Below are 16,716 nucleotides of genomic sequence, written 5' to 3' on the forward strand. Positions count from 1 at the left end.
CATGGCATCCACCCCTCCCGTCCTCGTGTTCATGGGCCCCGCCGGAACGGGCAAGTCCACCGTCGCCGGGATGCTCGCCGGGCGTCTCGGGTGGGAGTTCCAGGAGGGCGACGACCTGCATCCCGCGGCCAACGTGGCCAAGATGGCGGCCGGCCACGCGCTCAGCGACGAGGACCGCTGGCCCTGGCTCGACCGGGTCGCCGCCTGGATCGACGGGCAGATCGACGCGGGGCGCCCCGGCGTGATCACGTGCTCCGCCCTCAAGCGCAGCTACCGCGACGTCCTCCGCCGCGACGACGTGACGTTCGTGCTCCTCATGGGCGACCCCGCCCTCGTGCTCGAACGCCTCCTGCGCCGACAGGGTCATTACATGCCGCCGTCGCTGCTGACCTCGCAGTTCGAGACCCTGGAGATCCCGGACGCCGATGAGCAGGCCATCCGCGTCGACCTCGACATGACGCCGCGGGAGCAGGTCGACGAGATCGTCGCCCGACTGCACCTGTCCGACGCGTCCTGAAACAGCCGCGGGCCGAGCCGATACAGTGGCGGAGGCGGCCCGCCCGGAACCCCGCCCACCCTTCCTCGCACCCGAACACGGAGCAACGAATGACGTCGACCCCCTCTCCCACCGGACCCTCGACCGACCAGGACCAGGCGCCCCACCAGGCCGCTCAGGTGCACGAGGGTGCACCCGGTCCCGAAGAGGTGGAGCGCCCCACCGCCGAGGCCGACTCGGCGCCCGAGGGCTCCGGCAGCGGACAGGCCAACATCGGCGTCGTGGGTCTGGCCGTCATGGGCTCGAACCTCGCCCGCAACCTCGCCAGCCGCGAGGGCAACACCGTCGCCGTGTTCAACCGCAGCAGCGACAAGACCGAGCACCTCGTCGACGCGCACCCCGAGGCCGGGTTCGTCGCCTCGTTCTCGTACGAGGACTTCGCCGCGTCGCTCAGCGTGCCGCGCACCGCGATCATCATGGTCAAGGCCGGACGCCCCACCGACTTCGTCATCGACGAGCTCGTGAAGGTCTTCGAGCCGGGCGACATCATCGTCGACGGCGGCAACGCCCTCTTCACCGACACCATCCGCCGCGAGAAGGCCGTGCGCGACACCGGCATCAACTACGTCGGCATGGGCGTCTCCGGCGGCGAGGAGGGCGCGCTGCTCGGCCCCTCGATCATGCCCGGCGGCTCCGACGAGGCCTGGGCCACGCTCGGACCCATCCTGAAGTCCATCGCCGCGGTCGCCGAGGGCGAGCCGTGCGTCACCCACGTCGGCCACGACGGCGCCGGCCACTTCGTGAAGATGGTGCACAACGGCATCGAGTACGCCGACATGCAGCTCATCGCCGAGGCGTACGACCTCATCCGCCGCGCCACGGGCAAGACCCCGGCCGAGATCGCCGACGTGTTCGCCGAGTGGAACCGCGGCGAGCTGGAGTCCTACCTCATCGAGATCACCGCCGAGGTGCTGCGGCAGACCGACGCCGACACCGGCAAGCCACTCGTCGACGTCATCCTCGACCAAGCCGGCGCCAAGGGCACCGGCGCGTGGACGGTGCAGACCGCCCTCGACCTGGGCGTCCCCGTCTCGGGCATCGCCGAGGCCACCTTCGCCCGGTCGCTGTCCAGCCACCCCGAGCAGCGCGAGGTCTCCCGCGAGCTGCCCGGTCCGTCCGGCACCGAGCAGCTCTCGGGCGAGGACGCCGACGCCTTCATCGAGCAGGTGCGCCTGGCGCTCTACGCCTCGAAGATCGTCGCCTACTCGCAGGGCTTCGACGAGATCCGCGCGGGTGCGGCCCAGTACGACTGGAACATCGACCTCGGTGCCGTGTCGAAGATCTGGCGCGGCGGCTGCATCATCCGCGCGCAGTTCCTCAACCGCATCGCCGAGGCGTACGACGCCCAGTCCGAGCTGCCGGTGCTGCTCACCGCCCCGTACTTCGTCGAGGCCCTCGGCCGCGCGCAGGACGCGTGGCGCCACATCGTTTCGCTGTCGGCGGCCAGCGGCATCCCGGCCCCCGCCTTCAGCTCCTCGCTGGCGTACTACGACGGTCTGCGCGCCGAGCGCCTGCCCGCCGCCCTCATCCAGGGCCAGCGCGACTTCTTCGGCGCCCACACCTACCGTCGCATCGACAAGGAGGGCACGTTCCACACCCTCTGGTCCGGCGACCGCACCGAGATCGAGGCGGAAGACACGCACTGACCTCACGGTCGGACACGGCGGCGGCGGGCTTCGGCTCGCCGCCGCCTTCTGTTTTCCCCCACGCCCCTCGCCCGCCCCGCCCCTCCCCTCCCGGGAGCACTGACGTGCCGCAGATGTACGCGCAGCGTCGTCACGGTGAGCATTTGCGGCACCTCGGCGCTGCACCCCGGCACGGCCCGCGCGGACCTCACAGACAGCGCATAGCTCTCGCCATAGAAACCTCATAGGTATGCGTCCACAATGAACGCATGAGCGCGACCGCCCCCTCCCCCGCCATCACCCGCCCCGACGGCTCCGCCCTGCGGGTGCTGGTCGTCGACGACGAGCAGATGCTCACCGACCTCCTGTCGATGGCGCTGCGCATGGAGGGCTGGGACGTCCGCACCGCCGGCTCGGGCTTCGACGCCCTGCAGGCCGCACGAGACTTCGACCCGGATGCCATGGTGCTCGACATCATGATGCCCGACCTCGACGGCATGGCCGTGCTGCAGCGTCTGCGCCACTCGGGCAGCGACGTGCCCGTGCTCTTCCTCACGGCGAAGGACGCCGTGGCGGACCGCGTGGCGGGACTCACCGCCGGCGGCGACGACTACGTCACCAAGCCCTTCAGCCTCGAGGAGGTCGTCGCGCGCCTCCGGGGCCTCATGCGCCGCGCCGGCACGGCCGCGACCCGCGACTCCGAGCCGATCCTGCGCGTCGGCGACCTGTCGCTCAACGAGGACAGCCACGAGGTCATCCGCGGCGACCGCGAGATCGAGCTCACGGCGACGGAGTTCGAGCTGCTGCGCTTCCTCATGCGCAACCAGCGCCGCGTCGTGTCGAAGGCCCAGATCCTCGACCGGGTCTGGAACTACGACTTCGGCGGCCGTTCCAGCGTCGTCGAGCTGTACATCTCCTACCTGCGGAAGAAGATCGACGCCGGTCACGAGCCGCTCATCCACACCGTCCGCGGCGTGGGCTACATGATCAAAGCCCCGCAGTGAGCTCGGCCTCCCGCGCGCCGCGGCGGCCGTGGACGCTGCAGGCGCGGCTGATGACGGCGGTCATCGGCATGGTCGCGTTCATCCTCGTGATGATCGGCATCTCCACGAGCGCGATCCTCAGCAACGTCCTGCTGCTCAACCTCTCCACCGACGTCGCGGACACCGCTCAGCTGGCTCAGCGCAGCACGACGGCGGCGAGCACCGCCGACCAGGTGCTGCAGAGCGGTCCGTTCCCGTCGGGCACGCTGCTGGTCATGCAGACCCCGCTCGGCGGTCAGACCGGGGCGGTCCGCAGCGACGACGCCGTGCAGAGCCTGACCTCCGACCAGCTCGGCGCCATCGTCGACAGCATCGTCGCCAACGACCCCGACGCCCGCACCGTCGACCTCCCCGGTCTCGGCGAGTACCAGGTCCGCGTCTTCACGGTTCCCGGCAGCGACAACTTCCTCCTGCTCGGACTGCCGCTCACCCAGGTGGCCGGCACCATCGGCGCGATCCTCACCACCGTCGCCCTCGTCACCGCCGGCGGTCTGCTGCTGCTGGCCGTCATCATCGCGCTGGTCATCCGCCTCGGCCTGCGGCCGCTCCGGGCCGTGGCGGAGACCGCGACCCGGGTGGCATCCATGCGCATGGATCAGGGCGACGTCTCGATCACGGAGCGCGTCCCGGCGGATCAGGTCGACGAGCACACCGAGATCGGGCAGGTCGGCGCGGCGCTCAACACGCTTCTCGACAGGGTGGATGCCTCCTTGAGCGCACGTCAGCGGAACGAGGAGCTCATGCGCCGGTTCGTCGCCGACGCCAGCCACGAGCTCCGGACGCCGCTCGCGTCCATCCGCGGCTTCTCGGAGCTGTCCCTGCGCGCGATGCGGCAGGCCCAGGACGACGAGACCCGCCAGCGCACCGCCCTCGCCGTGGAGACGACCGAGCAGTCACTGGAGCGCATCCAGGCGCAGTCGCTGCGCATGACGGCGCTCGTGGAGGACCTGCTGCTGCTCGCGCGCCTCGACGAGGGGCAGGAGCTCGTCTACGGCACCGTCGACCTCACCCGCCTCGCCCTCGAGGCCGTGGGCGACGCCCGACCGGCGGGGCCCGACCACAAGTGGTCGGTGGACGTCGACGACGACCCCGTCGAGCTCGCCGGCGACGCCGCGCGGCTGCACCAGGTGGTCGCGAACCTGCTCGCCAACGCCCGCACGCACACCCCCGCCGGCACCGAGGTCACCGTCTCGGTTCGTCGCGAGGGAGCGGACGCCGTGCTGCGGGTGCACGACGACGGCCCGGGTGTCGACCCGGCGGTCGCGGCCCAGCTGTTCGAGCGCTTCGCCCGCGCGGACCGGTCCCGCGACCGGAAGACGGGCGGGACGGGCCTGGGCCTGTCCATCGCCCGGGCCATCGTCGAGGCGCACCACGGGCATATCTCCGTCGACAGCAGCCCGGGCGACACGACGTTCGAGGTGCGGCTGCCGGCGAAGCCCGCGGACCCGCGCTGACCCCGCCCCGCGGTCTCACCCACTGCCGTGACTGGGCGCAGATGTACGCCGGGAACCCCTCGACGCGTACATTCGCGACAAGTCAGAGCCGTCGCCCCGCGGCGCCAACCCCCTGCCGTGACTGGGCGCAGATGTACGCCGGGAACCCCTCGACGCGTACATCTGCGACAAGTCAGGGCCGTCGCCCCGCGGGGCCACACCCCCCTGCCGTGACTGGGCGCAGATGTACGCCGGGAACCCTCGACGCGTACATTCGCGACAAGTCAGAGCCGTCGCCCCGCGGCGCCACACCCCCTGCCGTGACTGGGCGCAGATGTACACCGGGAACCCCTCGACGCGTACATCTGCGGCAAGTCACGGCCCGGCAGGACTCCGGCGGGCCGCCCCGCGTCGGACGCCCCGGCAGGACTCCGGCGGCGCGACGCCGGCGGGGTCAGTAGCCGGCGAAGGCGTCCGTCGTCAGCGACTTCGCCCGGCCGAGCGCCGGAGCGAGAGCGGCGATGAGGGCGGGCGGGCCCGACACGAACGCCGCGCGCTGCGCGATGTCGGGCACCGCGTGCAGGAGCGCGGCGGCATCCACGCGGTCCGGCCCGGCCCACGACCAGCCCGCGGCCAGGTCGACGGGCTCGTCACGTGAGAAGACGACGACCGGGATGCCGCTGGCGACGATGTCGTCGCGGAAGGCGAGCTCGTCCGCACTCGAGACGACGTAGACGAGCACCGCGTCGCGCCGCTGGCCCGTCGCCGCGAGGTGGCGCAGCTGCGACACGAAGGGGGTCACGCCGATGCCGGCGGCGACCAGCAGCAGCGGGGACGTCGGCCGGGCGGGCAGGACGAAGTCGCCCCACACTCCCGTCGCCGCCAGCGTCGCACCGGGCGCGACAGCGGCCAGCGCACGCTTGAAGGACGACTGAGAGCCGTCCTTGAACGCGATGCGGACCTCGGGCAGGTCCTCGGGCGCCGAGGCGATCGAGAACTCCCGGCGGGTGCCGCGGGCGTCCGGCCGGCGGTGCGGCACGTCGAGCTCGAGGTACTGCCCGGGCGAGAAGCGGAACGGCGCCGCGGCCTGGAACGTCAGCTCGCGCACCGTCGGGGTCAGGTCGCGGCGACGGTCGACGCGCAGCCGGACCGCCGCCCGCAGGCAGAACGCGAAGGCCAGCAGGTTGCCGACGAGCAGGGCCCGCTCCTGGCCGAGCGTGACGTCGCCCACCGGCAGGGGCCACCCGGCGAGGACGCCGACCAGGGCGGCGACGGCGAACTGCTGTCCGCGGCGCGGCGGCAGGGTGAGCGGCTCGGACAGCATGAACGCGCCGAGGAAGAGGAAGGGCGACGAGAAGGCGACCTGCAGCAGCAGCGCCGGCACGTCGACGGGGAAGCCCGCCGACTGGAACTGCAGCGTCGTCCGCGTGAACGCCACCGCCATCGCCACCACCCAGAACACGACGACCACGGGGAGCTTGTCGGTGCGCCACAGCAGCAGCACGCCGAGCACGAGCACCGGTGCGGCCAGCCACGGCGACCCCACCCACCAGGCCGACGAGCCCAGCGCGGGCACCGCCACGCTCACGATCGTGAGGACGGTCGCGCCGGTGGCCGCGGGATTCAGGATGTGCCGTCCGCGCCACACCAGCAGATACTTCGACAGGGATGCCACCACCCCGGCGAGCACGAGACCGGCCAGGCCCAGCGGGTCCAGCGTCGGCCGCAGCACGAAGAGCAGGATCGCGGCGGTGATCGCCGACGACTCCCAGCGCCGCGGCATCCGGAGCACCGTCTGCGCGGCGAGGTCGGTGAGCAGGCACGCCGCCGCGAGCACCACGGCGCTCGCGAGGATCTCGAACGGTTGCGGTCCGACGAGGCCGGCGACCGACAGGGCGAGGGAGATCACCGTCAGCAGCGCCAACGCGCCGAGGATGAGGCGGTACATCGACACCCGCCCGAGGACGCCGAGGACGCGGGTGGACCCCGCCGTGAGGGTGGCGCTCATGAGAAGACCTCTCCATCGAATCCGGGCGACCACTGGACGCGGCCGTCCGTCGCCATGCGCACCCAGTGCGCCCCCCAGTCGGCCGCGAGCTCGGGGCCGCCGTCGAAGAACAGCGCCGTCGCCAGCGCGTCCGCGCGCATCGCCGTCGGGGCGAGCGCCCACGTCGCCGCCCATGCCCGCACGGGCACGCCGGTGCGGGCGTCGAGGACGTGGTGGAGGCCGTCGCCCCACGCGCGGCGGTTGATCGCGGAGGCGCACAGGGCCCCGTCGCGGACGGTCGCGACACCGATCGCCCGGCGCGCGTCGTACGGATGCTCGAGACCCACCCGAACGGGGACGCCCCGCACCGCGAGGTCCCCAGAGGCGTCGACCACGACGTCTCCCCCGGCGGCGGGCTCGACGACCGCGAGCACGAGGTCGACGAGCCGGCCCTTCCCGAGGGCGCCGACGTCGATCGTGGCGGGGGCCGACAGCCGCAGCGTCGACGCGTCCCACTGCAGGACGTCCCGCCACCGCGGAGCCGGCACGGGCGCGCCGGCCGCCACGAGGGAGGTGCGCGCGTCGTAGCCGAGGCGGGCGAGCGCGTCGCCGATGAGCGGGTTGACGGCCCCGCCCGTCGCCGCGTCGAGCTCGCCGTACAGCGACAGCATGGCATCCGCGTCTCCGGGGAGGGGGATGGATGCCGCCTCCCCCGAGGCCAGAGAGGCGACAAGCGAGTCGGCGCGGAAGCGCGACCAGTCCCGGTCGAAGCGCGCGACGACGCCGGCCACCTCGTCCCGCACCTCGGCGGGAAGAGGGGCGGCCGTCTCGATCGCCCAGGACGTGCCGATCGCGTCGAACCGCCAGACGCTGCTCGTGGTCGCGGTGCTCACGGCCGGACTCACGCGGCGGCGTCGGCCTTGATCGCGTCGACGGCCTGGTTGAAGCCGCCGCTGGTCAGCGACGAACCGGCCACGCGGCTGACGGAGATGTCGTCGATGCTCTTGCCGACCACCTCGTCCGCGATGCCGCCGATGAAGCGGCTCTGGTACTCCTGCGACTCGCGGGCCTGCGGGTCGCCGGTGACCTCGACGTCCGTGATGACGTCGTCGGCCAGGGTGAGGGTGACCTCGATGGTCTCGACGCTCTCGGGCGTGGCGTACTGGCCGCTGGCGCTGTAGGTGCCGTCGGCGTAGGCCCCGCCGCCGGAGGACGAGCCGGAGTCGCTGCCGGTCGCACCGGTGCCGGTGGAGGACGAGGGGGCCGTGGTCGCGGCGGGAGCCGGGGCCGAGTCGGTGGTCGTGCCGCCGGCGCAGCCGGCCAGAGTGACGATGCCGGCGACGCCCACGAGGGCGGCTCCGATGCGGGCGGGTCGGGGTACGGCGGTCGTGCGGATCATGAGGGTCCTCCTTCTGTCGTGCCTCGCGGCTCGTTCGCGATCACGTTAGAGACACGGCCCTCGACCCCGCCTGGTTCACCCTATGCGCCGGCTGTGAGTCGGCCCCGGACGCGGCCTAGGCGTCGCCGCCGAACATGCTCGTGACGGAGCCGTCCTGGAAGACCTCGTGGATGGCGCGCGCGAGCAGCGGCGCGATCGGCAGCACGGTCAGACCCGGGAAGCGTCGATCGTCGGGCAGCGGGACCGTATCGGTGACCACGACCTCGTCGATGGCGGCATCCTGGAGCCGTTCCGCCGCGGGATCGCTGAAGATCGCGTGCGTCGCGGCCACGATGACCTTGCGGGCGCCGTTGGCCTTGAGCGCCTGCGCGGCCTTCACGATCGTGCCGCCGGTGTCGATCATGTCGTCGACGAGCAGGCAGGTGCGGCCGTTCACGTCGCCGACGATCTCGTGCACGGAGACCTGGTTGGCGACCTTCGGGTCGCGACGCTTGTGGATGATCGCGAGCGGGGCGCCGAGGCTGTCCGACCACGTGTCGGCGACGCGGACGCGGCCCATGTCGGGCGAGACGACGGTGAGCGTCTCGCGGTCCTCCCCCGTGAGGCCCTTCTCGAAGTGCTCCAGGAGGACGGGCTTGGCGAACAGGTGGTCCACGGGGCCGTCGAAGAACCCCTGGATCTGCGCCGCGTGCAGGTCGACGCTCATGACGCGGTCCGCGCCGGCGGTCTTCAGCAGGTCGGCGACGAGGCGGGCGCTGATGGGCTCGCGGCCACGGCCCTTCTTGTCCTGACGCGAGTACGGGTAGTACGGGGCGACGACCGTGATGCGCTTGGCGCTGGCGCGCTTGAGGGCGTCGAGCATGATGAGCAGCTCCATGAGCCACTCGTTCACCGGCGGGCCGAACGACTGCACGATGAAGACGTCGCAGCCGCGGATGGACACCTCGAACCGGGTGTAGATCTCGCCCGAGGCGAAGGTCCGGTGCTCCGTGGGGGCCAGCTCGGTGCCGAGGTGGTGGGCGACCTGCGCGGCCAGCTCGGGGTGCGAACGACCCGAGGCGACGACCAGGCGCTTCTTGGTCTTGGCGACCAGCCCGGGGGCGATGCCGTTGTCGCGATCGAGGTCTACCGTGTTCTTCTTACGAGCCATCAGCCGCTTCCTGTGTGGAACGGGCCCGCGCGGCGACATCGGCCGCTCCGGTACCCGGTCGGTTCTTCTCGACCCACCCCTCGATGTTGCGCTGGGGGGCGACGCTGAGCGCCAGGGCACCGGCGGGGACGTCCTTGCGGATGACGGCGCCGGCACCGGTCTTGGCGCCGTCTCCAATCGTAACCGGCGCCACGAAGACGTTGTGCGAGCCGGTGTGGACCTCGTCTCCGATGACGGTGCGGTGCTTGGCGATGTCGTCGTAGTTCGCGGTGATGGCGCCCGCGCCGAGGTTGACGCGCTCGCCGATCTCGGTGTCGCCGATGTAGGACAGGTGCGGCACCTTGCTGCCGGCGCCGATGACGGAGTTCTTGACCTCGACGAACGTGCCGACCTTGCCGCCCTCGCCGACACGGGCGTTCGGCCGAAGGTACGAGAAGGGGCCGACCGTCGCGCCGGGGCCGACGACCGCCAGCGTGGCGTCGGAGCGGGTGACCGTCGCGTCCTCGCCGATCTCGCAGTCGCGCAAGCTCGTGTCGGGGCCGATCGTCGCGCCCGCGGCCACCGTGGTGGCGCCGAGCACGTGCGTGTTCGGCAGGATCGTCACGTCGGGGGCGAGCGTCGCGGTGACGTCGATCCACGTCGAGGCCGGGTCGACGACCGTGACGCCCTCGAGCTGCCAGCGGCGCACCGTGCGGGCGTTGAGGGTCAGACCGGCCTGCGAGAGCTGCACGCGGTCGTTGACGCCCAGCGCCGCCGAGGCGTCGGAGGTGAGGGATGCCGCCACCCCGAGCCGCGCCTCGCGGAGCAGCCCCACGACGTCGGTGAGGTACTTCTCGCCCTGCGCGTTCGCGGTGCCGACGTGGGCGAGCTGGTCGCGGAGCGGAGCCGCGCGGAAGACGTAGACGCCGACGTTGATCTCGCCGACCGCCGCCTCGTCCGGCGACGCGTCCTTCTGCTCGACGATGCGGGCAACCGCGTCGCTGTCGTCGCGGATGACGCGACCGTACCCGGTGGGGTCGTCCACGCGGGCGCTGAGCAGGGTGACGGCGGTGCCGCCGCCGCGGTGGGTGTCCAGGAGCCCGGCGAGGGTCGCCGGCTCCAGCAGCGGGACGTCGGCGCTGAGGACGAGCACGTCGCCGTCGAAGTCGGTCAGCGCGTCCAGCGCCGCCTCCACCGCGCGCCCCGTGCCGGGCACCTCGTCCTGGTTGACCACGACGACGCCCGGGGCGAGCTCCGCGACGGTGGCCGCGACGCGCTCCCGCTCGTGACGCACGACGACGACGATGCGGTGGGGGTCCAGCGCGGCGGCGGTGTCGAGGACGTGCCCGACGAGCGGGCGACCCCCGACCGGGTGGAGCACCTTTGGGGTGCGGGACCGCATGCGCGTCCCCTGCCCTGCGGCGAGGATGACGACGGCGAGCTCGGTCGTTGATGTCATGCTCCGCCGCCAGGATTCGAACCTAGTCCTCACAGCTCCAAAGGCTGTCGTGCTGCCGTTACACCACGGCGGACCGCGCCGTAGGCGCCGGTCAAGTCTGCCAGACGGCGGCCGCGGCTTCCGGACATAATGAGTCGGTGAGCCGAGACAGCGACGAGGTCGACCGCATCGTCGAGGCCTGGGTGCGTCAGCGGCCCGACCTGGACTTCTCCCCGCTGGAGGTCCTTTCCCGCGTGGCGCGGCTGTCGCGGCACCTGGACTTCGCCCGGCGCGAGGCCTTCCGGCGCAGCGACATCGAGTCGTGGGAGTGGGACGTCCTCTCCGCCCTCCGCCGCGCCGGCGAGCCCTACCAGCTGAGCCCGAAGCAGCTCCTGCAGCAGACGCTCGTGTCCAGCGGAACGATGACCAACCGCATCGACCGGCTCGTCGCCCGCCGCTTCGTCCGCCGCGAGTCCGACCCCGGCGACGGCCGCAGCATCCTCGTCACGCTCACCGACGACGGCAGGATGCGCGTGGATGCCGCCATCACCCGCCTCGTGGACGCCGAAGCCCTGCTGCTCGAGGGGCTCTCCCGCGGCGACCGCGACCGCCTGGCCGGCCTGCTCCGCAAGCTGAGCCTCGGCTTCGACGCATGAGCGCGCCCGCCGCGCGGTCGTTCTGGCGTCGAGTGATCGCGTGGGTGGACCTGCGGTTCCGCTCCGCGGCCGCCATCTACGGCCTCATCGTCTTCACCGCGTTCGTCGTGATCGCCGAGGATCACGCCGAGGACGTGTGGGACGTGCTCCTCACCGCCCTGGGGACGCTCGTCGTGTTCTACATCGCGCACGTCTTCGCGCAGGCGCTCACCTCGCTCGGCGACCACGGCTTCCGCGCGTCCGCGCTCAGCGCGCTCCAACATGGCTCGGCGATGCTGTTCGCCTCCGTCCCGTCCACCCTGGTGCTCGTCGTCGGCGGCGTCACCGGGATGCCGGTCACCGAGGCGACCTCGTGGTGCACGCTGGCGACCTTCCTGGTGCTGGCGATCCTGGGCTTCCACGCCTACCATCGCCGGGGCGCCGACCTGCCCAAGCGCTTCGTCGCGGCCGCGGCGACGGCGACCCTCGGTCTCCTCATCGTCGCCCTGGAGGCCGTGTTCCACTGACGTGCGAATCCGTCGGGCGCACGGTCAGTCGAGGGGCGCTTCGTCCTGTGATCGACCGGCTCTTCATCCGCCGCTTCGTCCGCCGCGAGTCCGACCCCGGCGACGGCCGCAGCATCCTCGTCACGCTCACCGACGACGGCAGGATGCGCGTGGATGCCGCCATCACCCGCCTCGTGGACGCCGAAGCCCTGCTGCTCGAGGGGCTCTCCCGCGGCGACCGCGACCGCCTGGCCGGCCTGCTCCGCAAGCTGAGCCTCGGCTTCGACGCATGAGCGCGCCCGCCGCGCGGCCGTCTCCCCTCACTTGCGTCCTCGTGTGGATCGACGTACGGTCCGGCTCCCCGTCGCCTTGGACGGCCTGATCGTCTTCGCGGCCCCCGTCTCGACGGGTCAGGCGTCGGCGCCCTCGCGACGACGACGGCGCAGGACGAGACCGGTCACCACGGCAGCGGCACCGAGCAGCCCCGCCCCCGCCGCGACGGACCCGCCCGTCACGGCGAGGTTCGTCCCGCGCGCGGCCGGCGCGGGAGTCGCGGACGCGGTGGGCGCGGTCGGAACGGATGCCGTGGGAGACGGCGAGGCACTCGGGGCACCCGCCGTGGGGGTCGGAGTCGACGGGGGCGTCGCCGTCGAGGTCGGCGTCGGCGTCGGCGTCGCGGTGGGCGCGCCGGGGATGGACCACCGGGCCGCCGCGAACGAGACCGTGACGGTCGCCACGGGCGTGACCGTCGACGGCACCCCACCGCTGAGGGCGAGGCACTCGACGGAGAGCTCGGCCGATCCCGTTCCGGCGGGGACCAGTTCGGCGAAGGACGAACCCATCGGCACGACGACCGCCCCCGCGCCCGCGGGGACGGTGGCCGACGCCACGACGGCGCTGCCGCCGACGGGCGTCACCGTCAGCCGGGCGCCGTCGCGCACGCCCACCGGGCACCCGCCGCTCGCCTCCGCCGTGGCGAACGACGGGTAGGCGGTCGCGTCTCCCGCGAAGATCGCCGCGCCCGCGGCATCCCGGATCACCAGCTCGTCGGCGGTCGCGGCGAACGCTCCGGCGGCACCCAGCGGGAGCAGCGCCGCGACGGCGACCGCGGCGACGGGAAGGAGTCGGAGGGAGGAGGTGCTGGACGACATGGCGGCTCTCGATCGAGGCGGGTTCTGCGGACGCGAGGGACTGTGCCGCACCGGATGATCCAGCCGGTGAACGGATGATGACGTCAACATCATCGACCGGCCACCTCGCATTCACCCGCCGCGCATACGTTCCCGGCGACCCTCCTCACGAAAGTCAGCGATGTCCTCTCCCACGCACTCCGGCCTCTCGCGCCGCGCCTTCCTCGCCGCCGCGGCCGCCCTCACCACCGCCTCGGCCGCGTCGTCGTTCGGCCCCGCCGCGGTCGCGAGCGCTCAGGCCGCGACCGCGACCACGCCGGCCGACCCGTCGACGCTCAGCTGGCTCGTGTTCGACCACCACGTGCACTCGGTCTACTCGCACGACGCGAAGTACGCGATGACGACGATCCTCGACCAGGCTCAGCGTTTCGGAGTGGATGCCATCGCCTTCACCGAGCACAGCAACCTCGGGCACGCGAACGTCGGCGGCGTCTTCAACGCGGCGCGGGAGATCGAGGCGGCGCGCACCGCGCGGCCCGGCCTGCTCGTGTTCCAGGGCCTCGAGTGGTACATCCCCGCCGCCGAGCACGGAACGGTGCTCGTGGCACCCGGTCCTCGCGTGACACAGGTGCTGCGCCGCTTCGAGCTCGACTACGACGGCAAGCTCAACAAGTGGGAGAAGCCCCGCCCCGACACGAGCGACGCCACCGACTGGCTGCAGCACGCGGTCGACGGCATCCGGTGGCTCGGTCAGCAGCGTAGGAGCGGCGTGATCGACGACGTGCTGGTGCTCGCGAACCACCCGAGCCGCCTGGGCATCGACTCCCCCGGCGAGCTGCGCGCGTGGCAGGATGCCGACCCCGACGTGTTCCTCGGCTTCGAGGGGGCCCCGGGTGCGCAGGCCTCGGGCCTCGCCGCCAACACCACCGACCGCTCGCAGCGCGGCGAGTACGAGAACTCGCGCAGCGACTACTCCTTCCCCGGTTTCCCTGCCGAGGCCTACCGCGCGCACGGTGGCTTCGACTGGATGACCGCCGTCGTCGGCGGCATGTGGGACGCGCTGCTGAGCGAGGGCCGCCGCTGGTGGATCACGACGAACAGCGATCTGCACCTGAAGAATTTCGACAACACCCGAGTGGGCGACTTCCCCACCGGCACGGGGTGGGACAGCGGCGCGACGCTGGCGAACTTCAACCGTGCGGGCCGCCGCCCCGACCCCGTGTCGACGGCGACGCCGCAGGGCGGGAGCGATCTGTGGCCGGGAGAGTTCAGCCGCACCCACGTGGGCGCCACCGCGCGCACGCACACCGCCGTCCTCGACGCGGTGCGCGCGGGGCGGATGTGGGTCGACCACGGCCACCTCGTCTCCGCCCTGTCGGTGACGCTCCGCGCCGCCGACGACACCGCCAGCACGGCCACCCTCGGCGGAACCCTGCGCGTGCCGCGCGGGACGAAGGTGGAGCTCGTGATCGACGTGGAGCCGACCGCGCAGCGCAACTCCGCCGGCATCCTCCCGCGTCTCGCGCACCTCGACGTCATCCGCGGCGAGATCACCGGCCCCGTCGGCGACCGCGACACGATGGTGGCGCCGAAGACCCGCGTGGTCGAGCTGCTCGACGTGAGCGACCGCAGCGGCTCGCCCTTCCAGATCGTGAGCCCGGTGGGCACGGTCGACGTCGACGGCTACGTGCGCGTGCGCGGATCCGACGGACACGTGAACGGCACCGGCCCGCGTGGCGCCGAGGTCGACCCTCGCGCGCCGCAGCCGCACGCGCCCGGCCAGGGCAACCCATGGCTGGACACCTGGCTCTACACCAACCCGATCTTCGTGTCGGTGCGCTGAGCGCCGCGGCGCGGCGAGCGGAGGAGATCCGGTCGGCGGAGGACGGTCACGGCACCGGACGTCCTCCGCTCCCCGAATCCCCTCCGCTCAGCGTCAACGGCGGACGGGGTCAGCCGATCGCGTCGGTCAGCTCGAACCAGCGCTCCTCCAGCTCGTCGCGCTCGGTCTCCAGGGAGCCGATCCGCTGCATCTCGGCACCGAGACCCACGTAGTCCGCCTGGTCGTGGTCGGCCAGGGCCGCCTTCGCGCGGTCGATCTGGGCCTGCAGCTTCTCGATCCGTCGCTCGAGGGCCGACGACTCCTTCTGAGCCGCGCGCAGGTCCGCGCCGGACAGGCCGGGAGCCGCCCCCGTGGACGTGGGCGCCGACGCGGGACGGGAGGCGGTGGCATCCTGAGCCGCCCGGAGGCGCAGGTACTCGTCGACCCCGCCCGGGAGATGGCGCAGCCGGGCGTCGAGGATGGCGAACTGCTGGTCCGTGACGCGCTCGAGGAAGTAGCGGTCGTGCGACACCACGATGAGGGTGCCCGACCACGAGTCGAGGAGGTCCTCCATCGCGGCGAGCATGTCGGTGTCGAGGTCGTTCGTCGGCTCGTCGAGGATGAGGACGTTCGGCTGGTCCAGCAGGATGAGCAGCAGCTGGAGGCGGCGCTTCTGCCCGCCCGACAGGTCCTTCACCGGGGTGGAGAGCTGCGCGCTGGAGAACCCCAGGCGCTCGAGCAGCTGGCCCGGGGTCAGCTCCTGCGCCTTCGAGCCGGCGCCGAACGAGTACGTGGTGCGCAACCCCGCGATCACCACGCGCACGGGGTCGTTCAGGTGCTGCTCCAGCTCGTCGAGGCGCTGGGTGAGCGTGGCGACCTTGACGGTCTTGCCGCGCTTCACCCGCCCGGTCGTCGGCTCGAGCGTCCCCGTGACGAGACTCAGCAGCGTCGACTTGCCGGCGCCGTTCACCCCCAGGATGCCGGTGCGTTCGCCCGGCGCGATGCGCCACTCGACGTCTCGCAGCACCGTGTGATCGCCGTAGCTGACGCCCGCGTCGAGCAGATCGACGACGTCTTTGCCCAAGCGCGCCACCGCGAGCGACTGCAGGGCCACCTTGTCGCGGATCTCGGGGACGTCCGCGATGAGCTCGTTGGCCGCGTCGATGCGGAACTTCGGCTTCGACGTGCGCGCGGGGGCGCCGCGGCGGAGCCAGGCGAGCTCCTTGCGCGCGAGGTTCTGCCGGCGCTGCTCGATGGACGCCGCCTGGCGGTCGCGCTCGACCCGCTGGAGGATGTAGGCCGCGTAGCCGCCCTCGAAGGGCTCGACGATGCGGTCGTGCACCTCCCACGTCATGGTGCAGATCTCGTCGAGGAACCACCGGTCGTGCGTGACGACGAGCAGCCCGCCCGCGCTCGGCGACCACCGGCGCTTGAGGTGATCCGCCAGCCAGGTGATGGCCTCGACGTCGAGGTGGTTGGTCGGCTCGTCGAGGAAGAGCACGTCCCACTCGCCCGAGAGCAGGCGCGCGAGGGCGACGCGACGGCGCTGACCGCCGGAGAGGTCGCCGAGGCGGGCGTCCCACGGCAGGTCGCCCAGGAGTCCCGCGATGACGTCCCGGGTGCGGGCGTCGCCGGCCCACTCGTGCTCCGCCCGATCGCCGACCACCGCATGCCCGATGGTGTCGTCGTCGTCGAGGGTGTCCTGCTGGTCGAGCACGCCGACGGTCACCCCGCCGCGCACGGTGACGCGGCCGCCGTCCGGCTCGCGCGTGCCGGCGAGCATCCCGAGCAGGCTGGACTTGCCGTCGCCGTTGCGGCCGACGATGCCGATGCGGTCGCCCTCGTTCACGCCGAGGGAGACGGAGTCGAAGACGACCTTGGTCGGGTATTCCAGGTGCAGGGCTTCGCCCCCGAGCAGATGTGCCATATCCGTCCCAGGCTACCCGCCCGGTCGGGTCCGGCCGCCGGGAGGGCCCGGGAACACGGACGGCCGCCCCGCTGACGCGGGACGGC

Annotated in this window: 14 protein-coding genes, 1 tRNA gene and 1 pseudogene; 8 read left to right on the plus strand and 8 right to left on the minus strand. The window is 72.5% G+C overall.

Annotation, left to right across the window (positions count from 1 at the left end; translation table 11 throughout):
* The first annotated feature begins 1 nt into the window (after window position 1).
* The 4 genes from ACO03V_RS05325 to ACO03V_RS05340 all read left to right on the plus strand — a co-directional run bounded on the left by ACO03V_RS05325 (window position 2) and on the right by ACO03V_RS05340 (window position 4,678).
* Window positions 2-517, plus strand: coding sequence for a gluconokinase (locus ACO03V_RS05325; protein WP_367726368.1), 516 nt, complete (start codon window positions 2-4; stop codon window positions 515-517).
* An 89-nt stretch (window positions 518-606) separates the two neighbouring features.
* Window positions 607-2,202, plus strand: a complete 1,596-nt coding sequence (gndA, locus tag ACO03V_RS05330; protein WP_387053559.1) for an NADP-dependent phosphogluconate dehydrogenase — start codon at window positions 607-609, stop codon at window positions 2,200-2,202.
* Window positions 2,203-2,450: 248 nt separating this feature from the next.
* Entirely contained in the window at window positions 2,451-3,185 is a 735-nt protein-coding gene (locus tag ACO03V_RS05335) for a response regulator transcription factor (RefSeq protein WP_367726366.1), read from the plus strand.
* A 50-nt stretch (window positions 3,186-3,235) separates the two neighbouring features.
* Window positions 3,236-4,678, plus strand: a complete 1,443-nt coding sequence (locus ACO03V_RS05340) for a sensor histidine kinase (RefSeq protein WP_423137125.1) — start codon at window positions 3,236-3,238, stop codon at window positions 4,676-4,678.
* 433 nt (window positions 4,679-5,111) lie between these two features.
* On the opposite strand, the gene ACO03V_RS05345 is transcribed toward ACO03V_RS05340, so the two are convergent.
* The 6 genes from ACO03V_RS05345 to ACO03V_RS05370 all read right to left on the minus strand — a co-directional run bounded on the left by ACO03V_RS05345 (window position 5,112) and on the right by ACO03V_RS05370 (window position 10,704).
* Complete coding sequence (locus ACO03V_RS05345) at window positions 5,112-6,665, minus strand: FAD-dependent oxidoreductase (protein WP_423136869.1); 1,554 nt, start codon at window positions 6,663-6,665, stop codon at window positions 5,112-5,114.
* On the minus strand, window positions 6,662-7,537 hold the full coding sequence (locus tag ACO03V_RS05350; protein ID WP_423136870.1) for an FAD:protein FMN transferase: 876 nt from the start codon (window positions 7,535-7,537) through the stop codon (window positions 6,662-6,664). The genes ACO03V_RS05345 and ACO03V_RS05350 overlap by 4 nt, the downstream gene beginning before the upstream one ends.
* A gap of 8 nt (window positions 7,538-7,545) precedes the next feature.
* Window positions 7,546-8,043: an FMN-binding protein gene (locus ACO03V_RS05355; RefSeq protein WP_367726362.1), complete on the minus strand. Its 498-nt coding sequence runs from the start codon at window positions 8,041-8,043 to the stop codon at window positions 7,546-7,548.
* Window positions 8,044-8,158: 115 nt separating this feature from the next.
* Complete coding sequence (locus ACO03V_RS05360; protein ID WP_367726361.1) at window positions 8,159-9,193, minus strand: ribose-phosphate diphosphokinase; 1,035 nt, start codon at window positions 9,191-9,193, stop codon at window positions 8,159-8,161.
* Window positions 9,183-10,631, minus strand: coding sequence for a bifunctional UDP-N-acetylglucosamine diphosphorylase/glucosamine-1-phosphate N-acetyltransferase GlmU (gene glmU, locus ACO03V_RS05365; RefSeq protein WP_423136871.1), 1,449 nt, complete (start codon window positions 10,629-10,631; stop codon window positions 9,183-9,185). The genes ACO03V_RS05360 and glmU overlap by 11 nt, the downstream gene beginning before the upstream one ends.
* Window position 10,632: 1 nt before the next feature.
* Window positions 10,633-10,704: transfer RNA gene (locus tag ACO03V_RS05370), tRNA-Gln, on the minus strand.
* Between the two features lie 64 nt (window positions 10,705-10,768).
* On the opposite strand from ACO03V_RS05370, the gene ACO03V_RS05375 reads away from it, so the two are divergent.
* The 3 genes and pseudogenes from ACO03V_RS05375 to ACO03V_RS05385 form a co-directional block, all read left to right on the plus strand.
* Complete coding sequence (locus ACO03V_RS05375) at window positions 10,769-11,266, plus strand: MarR family winged helix-turn-helix transcriptional regulator (RefSeq protein ID WP_367726359.1); 498 nt, start codon at window positions 10,769-10,771, stop codon at window positions 11,264-11,266.
* Window positions 11,263-11,772 (plus strand): hypothetical protein, encoded by a 510-nt coding sequence (locus ACO03V_RS05380; protein WP_423136872.1) that lies wholly within the window; start codon window positions 11,263-11,265, stop codon window positions 11,770-11,772. Before ACO03V_RS05375 ends, ACO03V_RS05380 begins: the two co-directional genes overlap by 4 nt.
* Window positions 11,773-11,819: 47 nt before the next feature.
* Window positions 11,820-12,044 (plus strand): annotated as a pseudogene (locus ACO03V_RS05385) (MarR family winged helix-turn-helix transcriptional regulator); the annotation flags it as partial.
* 117 nt (window positions 12,045-12,161) lie between these two features.
* Here the strand turns inward: ACO03V_RS05385 and ACO03V_RS05390 are convergent.
* Window positions 12,162-12,902, minus strand: a complete 741-nt coding sequence (locus tag ACO03V_RS05390; protein ID WP_423136873.1) for a hypothetical protein — start codon at window positions 12,900-12,902, stop codon at window positions 12,162-12,164.
* A gap of 160 nt (window positions 12,903-13,062) precedes the next feature.
* On the opposite strand from ACO03V_RS05390, the gene ACO03V_RS05395 reads away from it, so the two are divergent.
* A complete protein-coding gene (locus ACO03V_RS05395; RefSeq protein ID WP_423136874.1) occupies window positions 13,063-14,724 on the plus strand; it encodes a PHP domain-containing protein in 1,662 nt (553 codons plus the stop codon).
* A gap of 109 nt (window positions 14,725-14,833) precedes the next feature.
* On the opposite strand, the gene ACO03V_RS05400 is transcribed toward ACO03V_RS05395, so the two are convergent.
* On the minus strand, window positions 14,834-16,630 hold the full coding sequence (locus ACO03V_RS05400; protein ID WP_423136875.1) for an ABC-F family ATP-binding cassette domain-containing protein: 1,797 nt from the start codon (window positions 16,628-16,630) through the stop codon (window positions 14,834-14,836).
* Window positions 16,631-16,716 lie beyond the last annotated feature (86 nt).

It is taken from the genome of Microbacterium sp. HMH0099 (assembly GCF_049384025.1).
Taxonomy (GTDB): Bacteria; Actinomycetota; Actinomycetes; order Actinomycetales; family Microbacteriaceae; genus Microbacterium.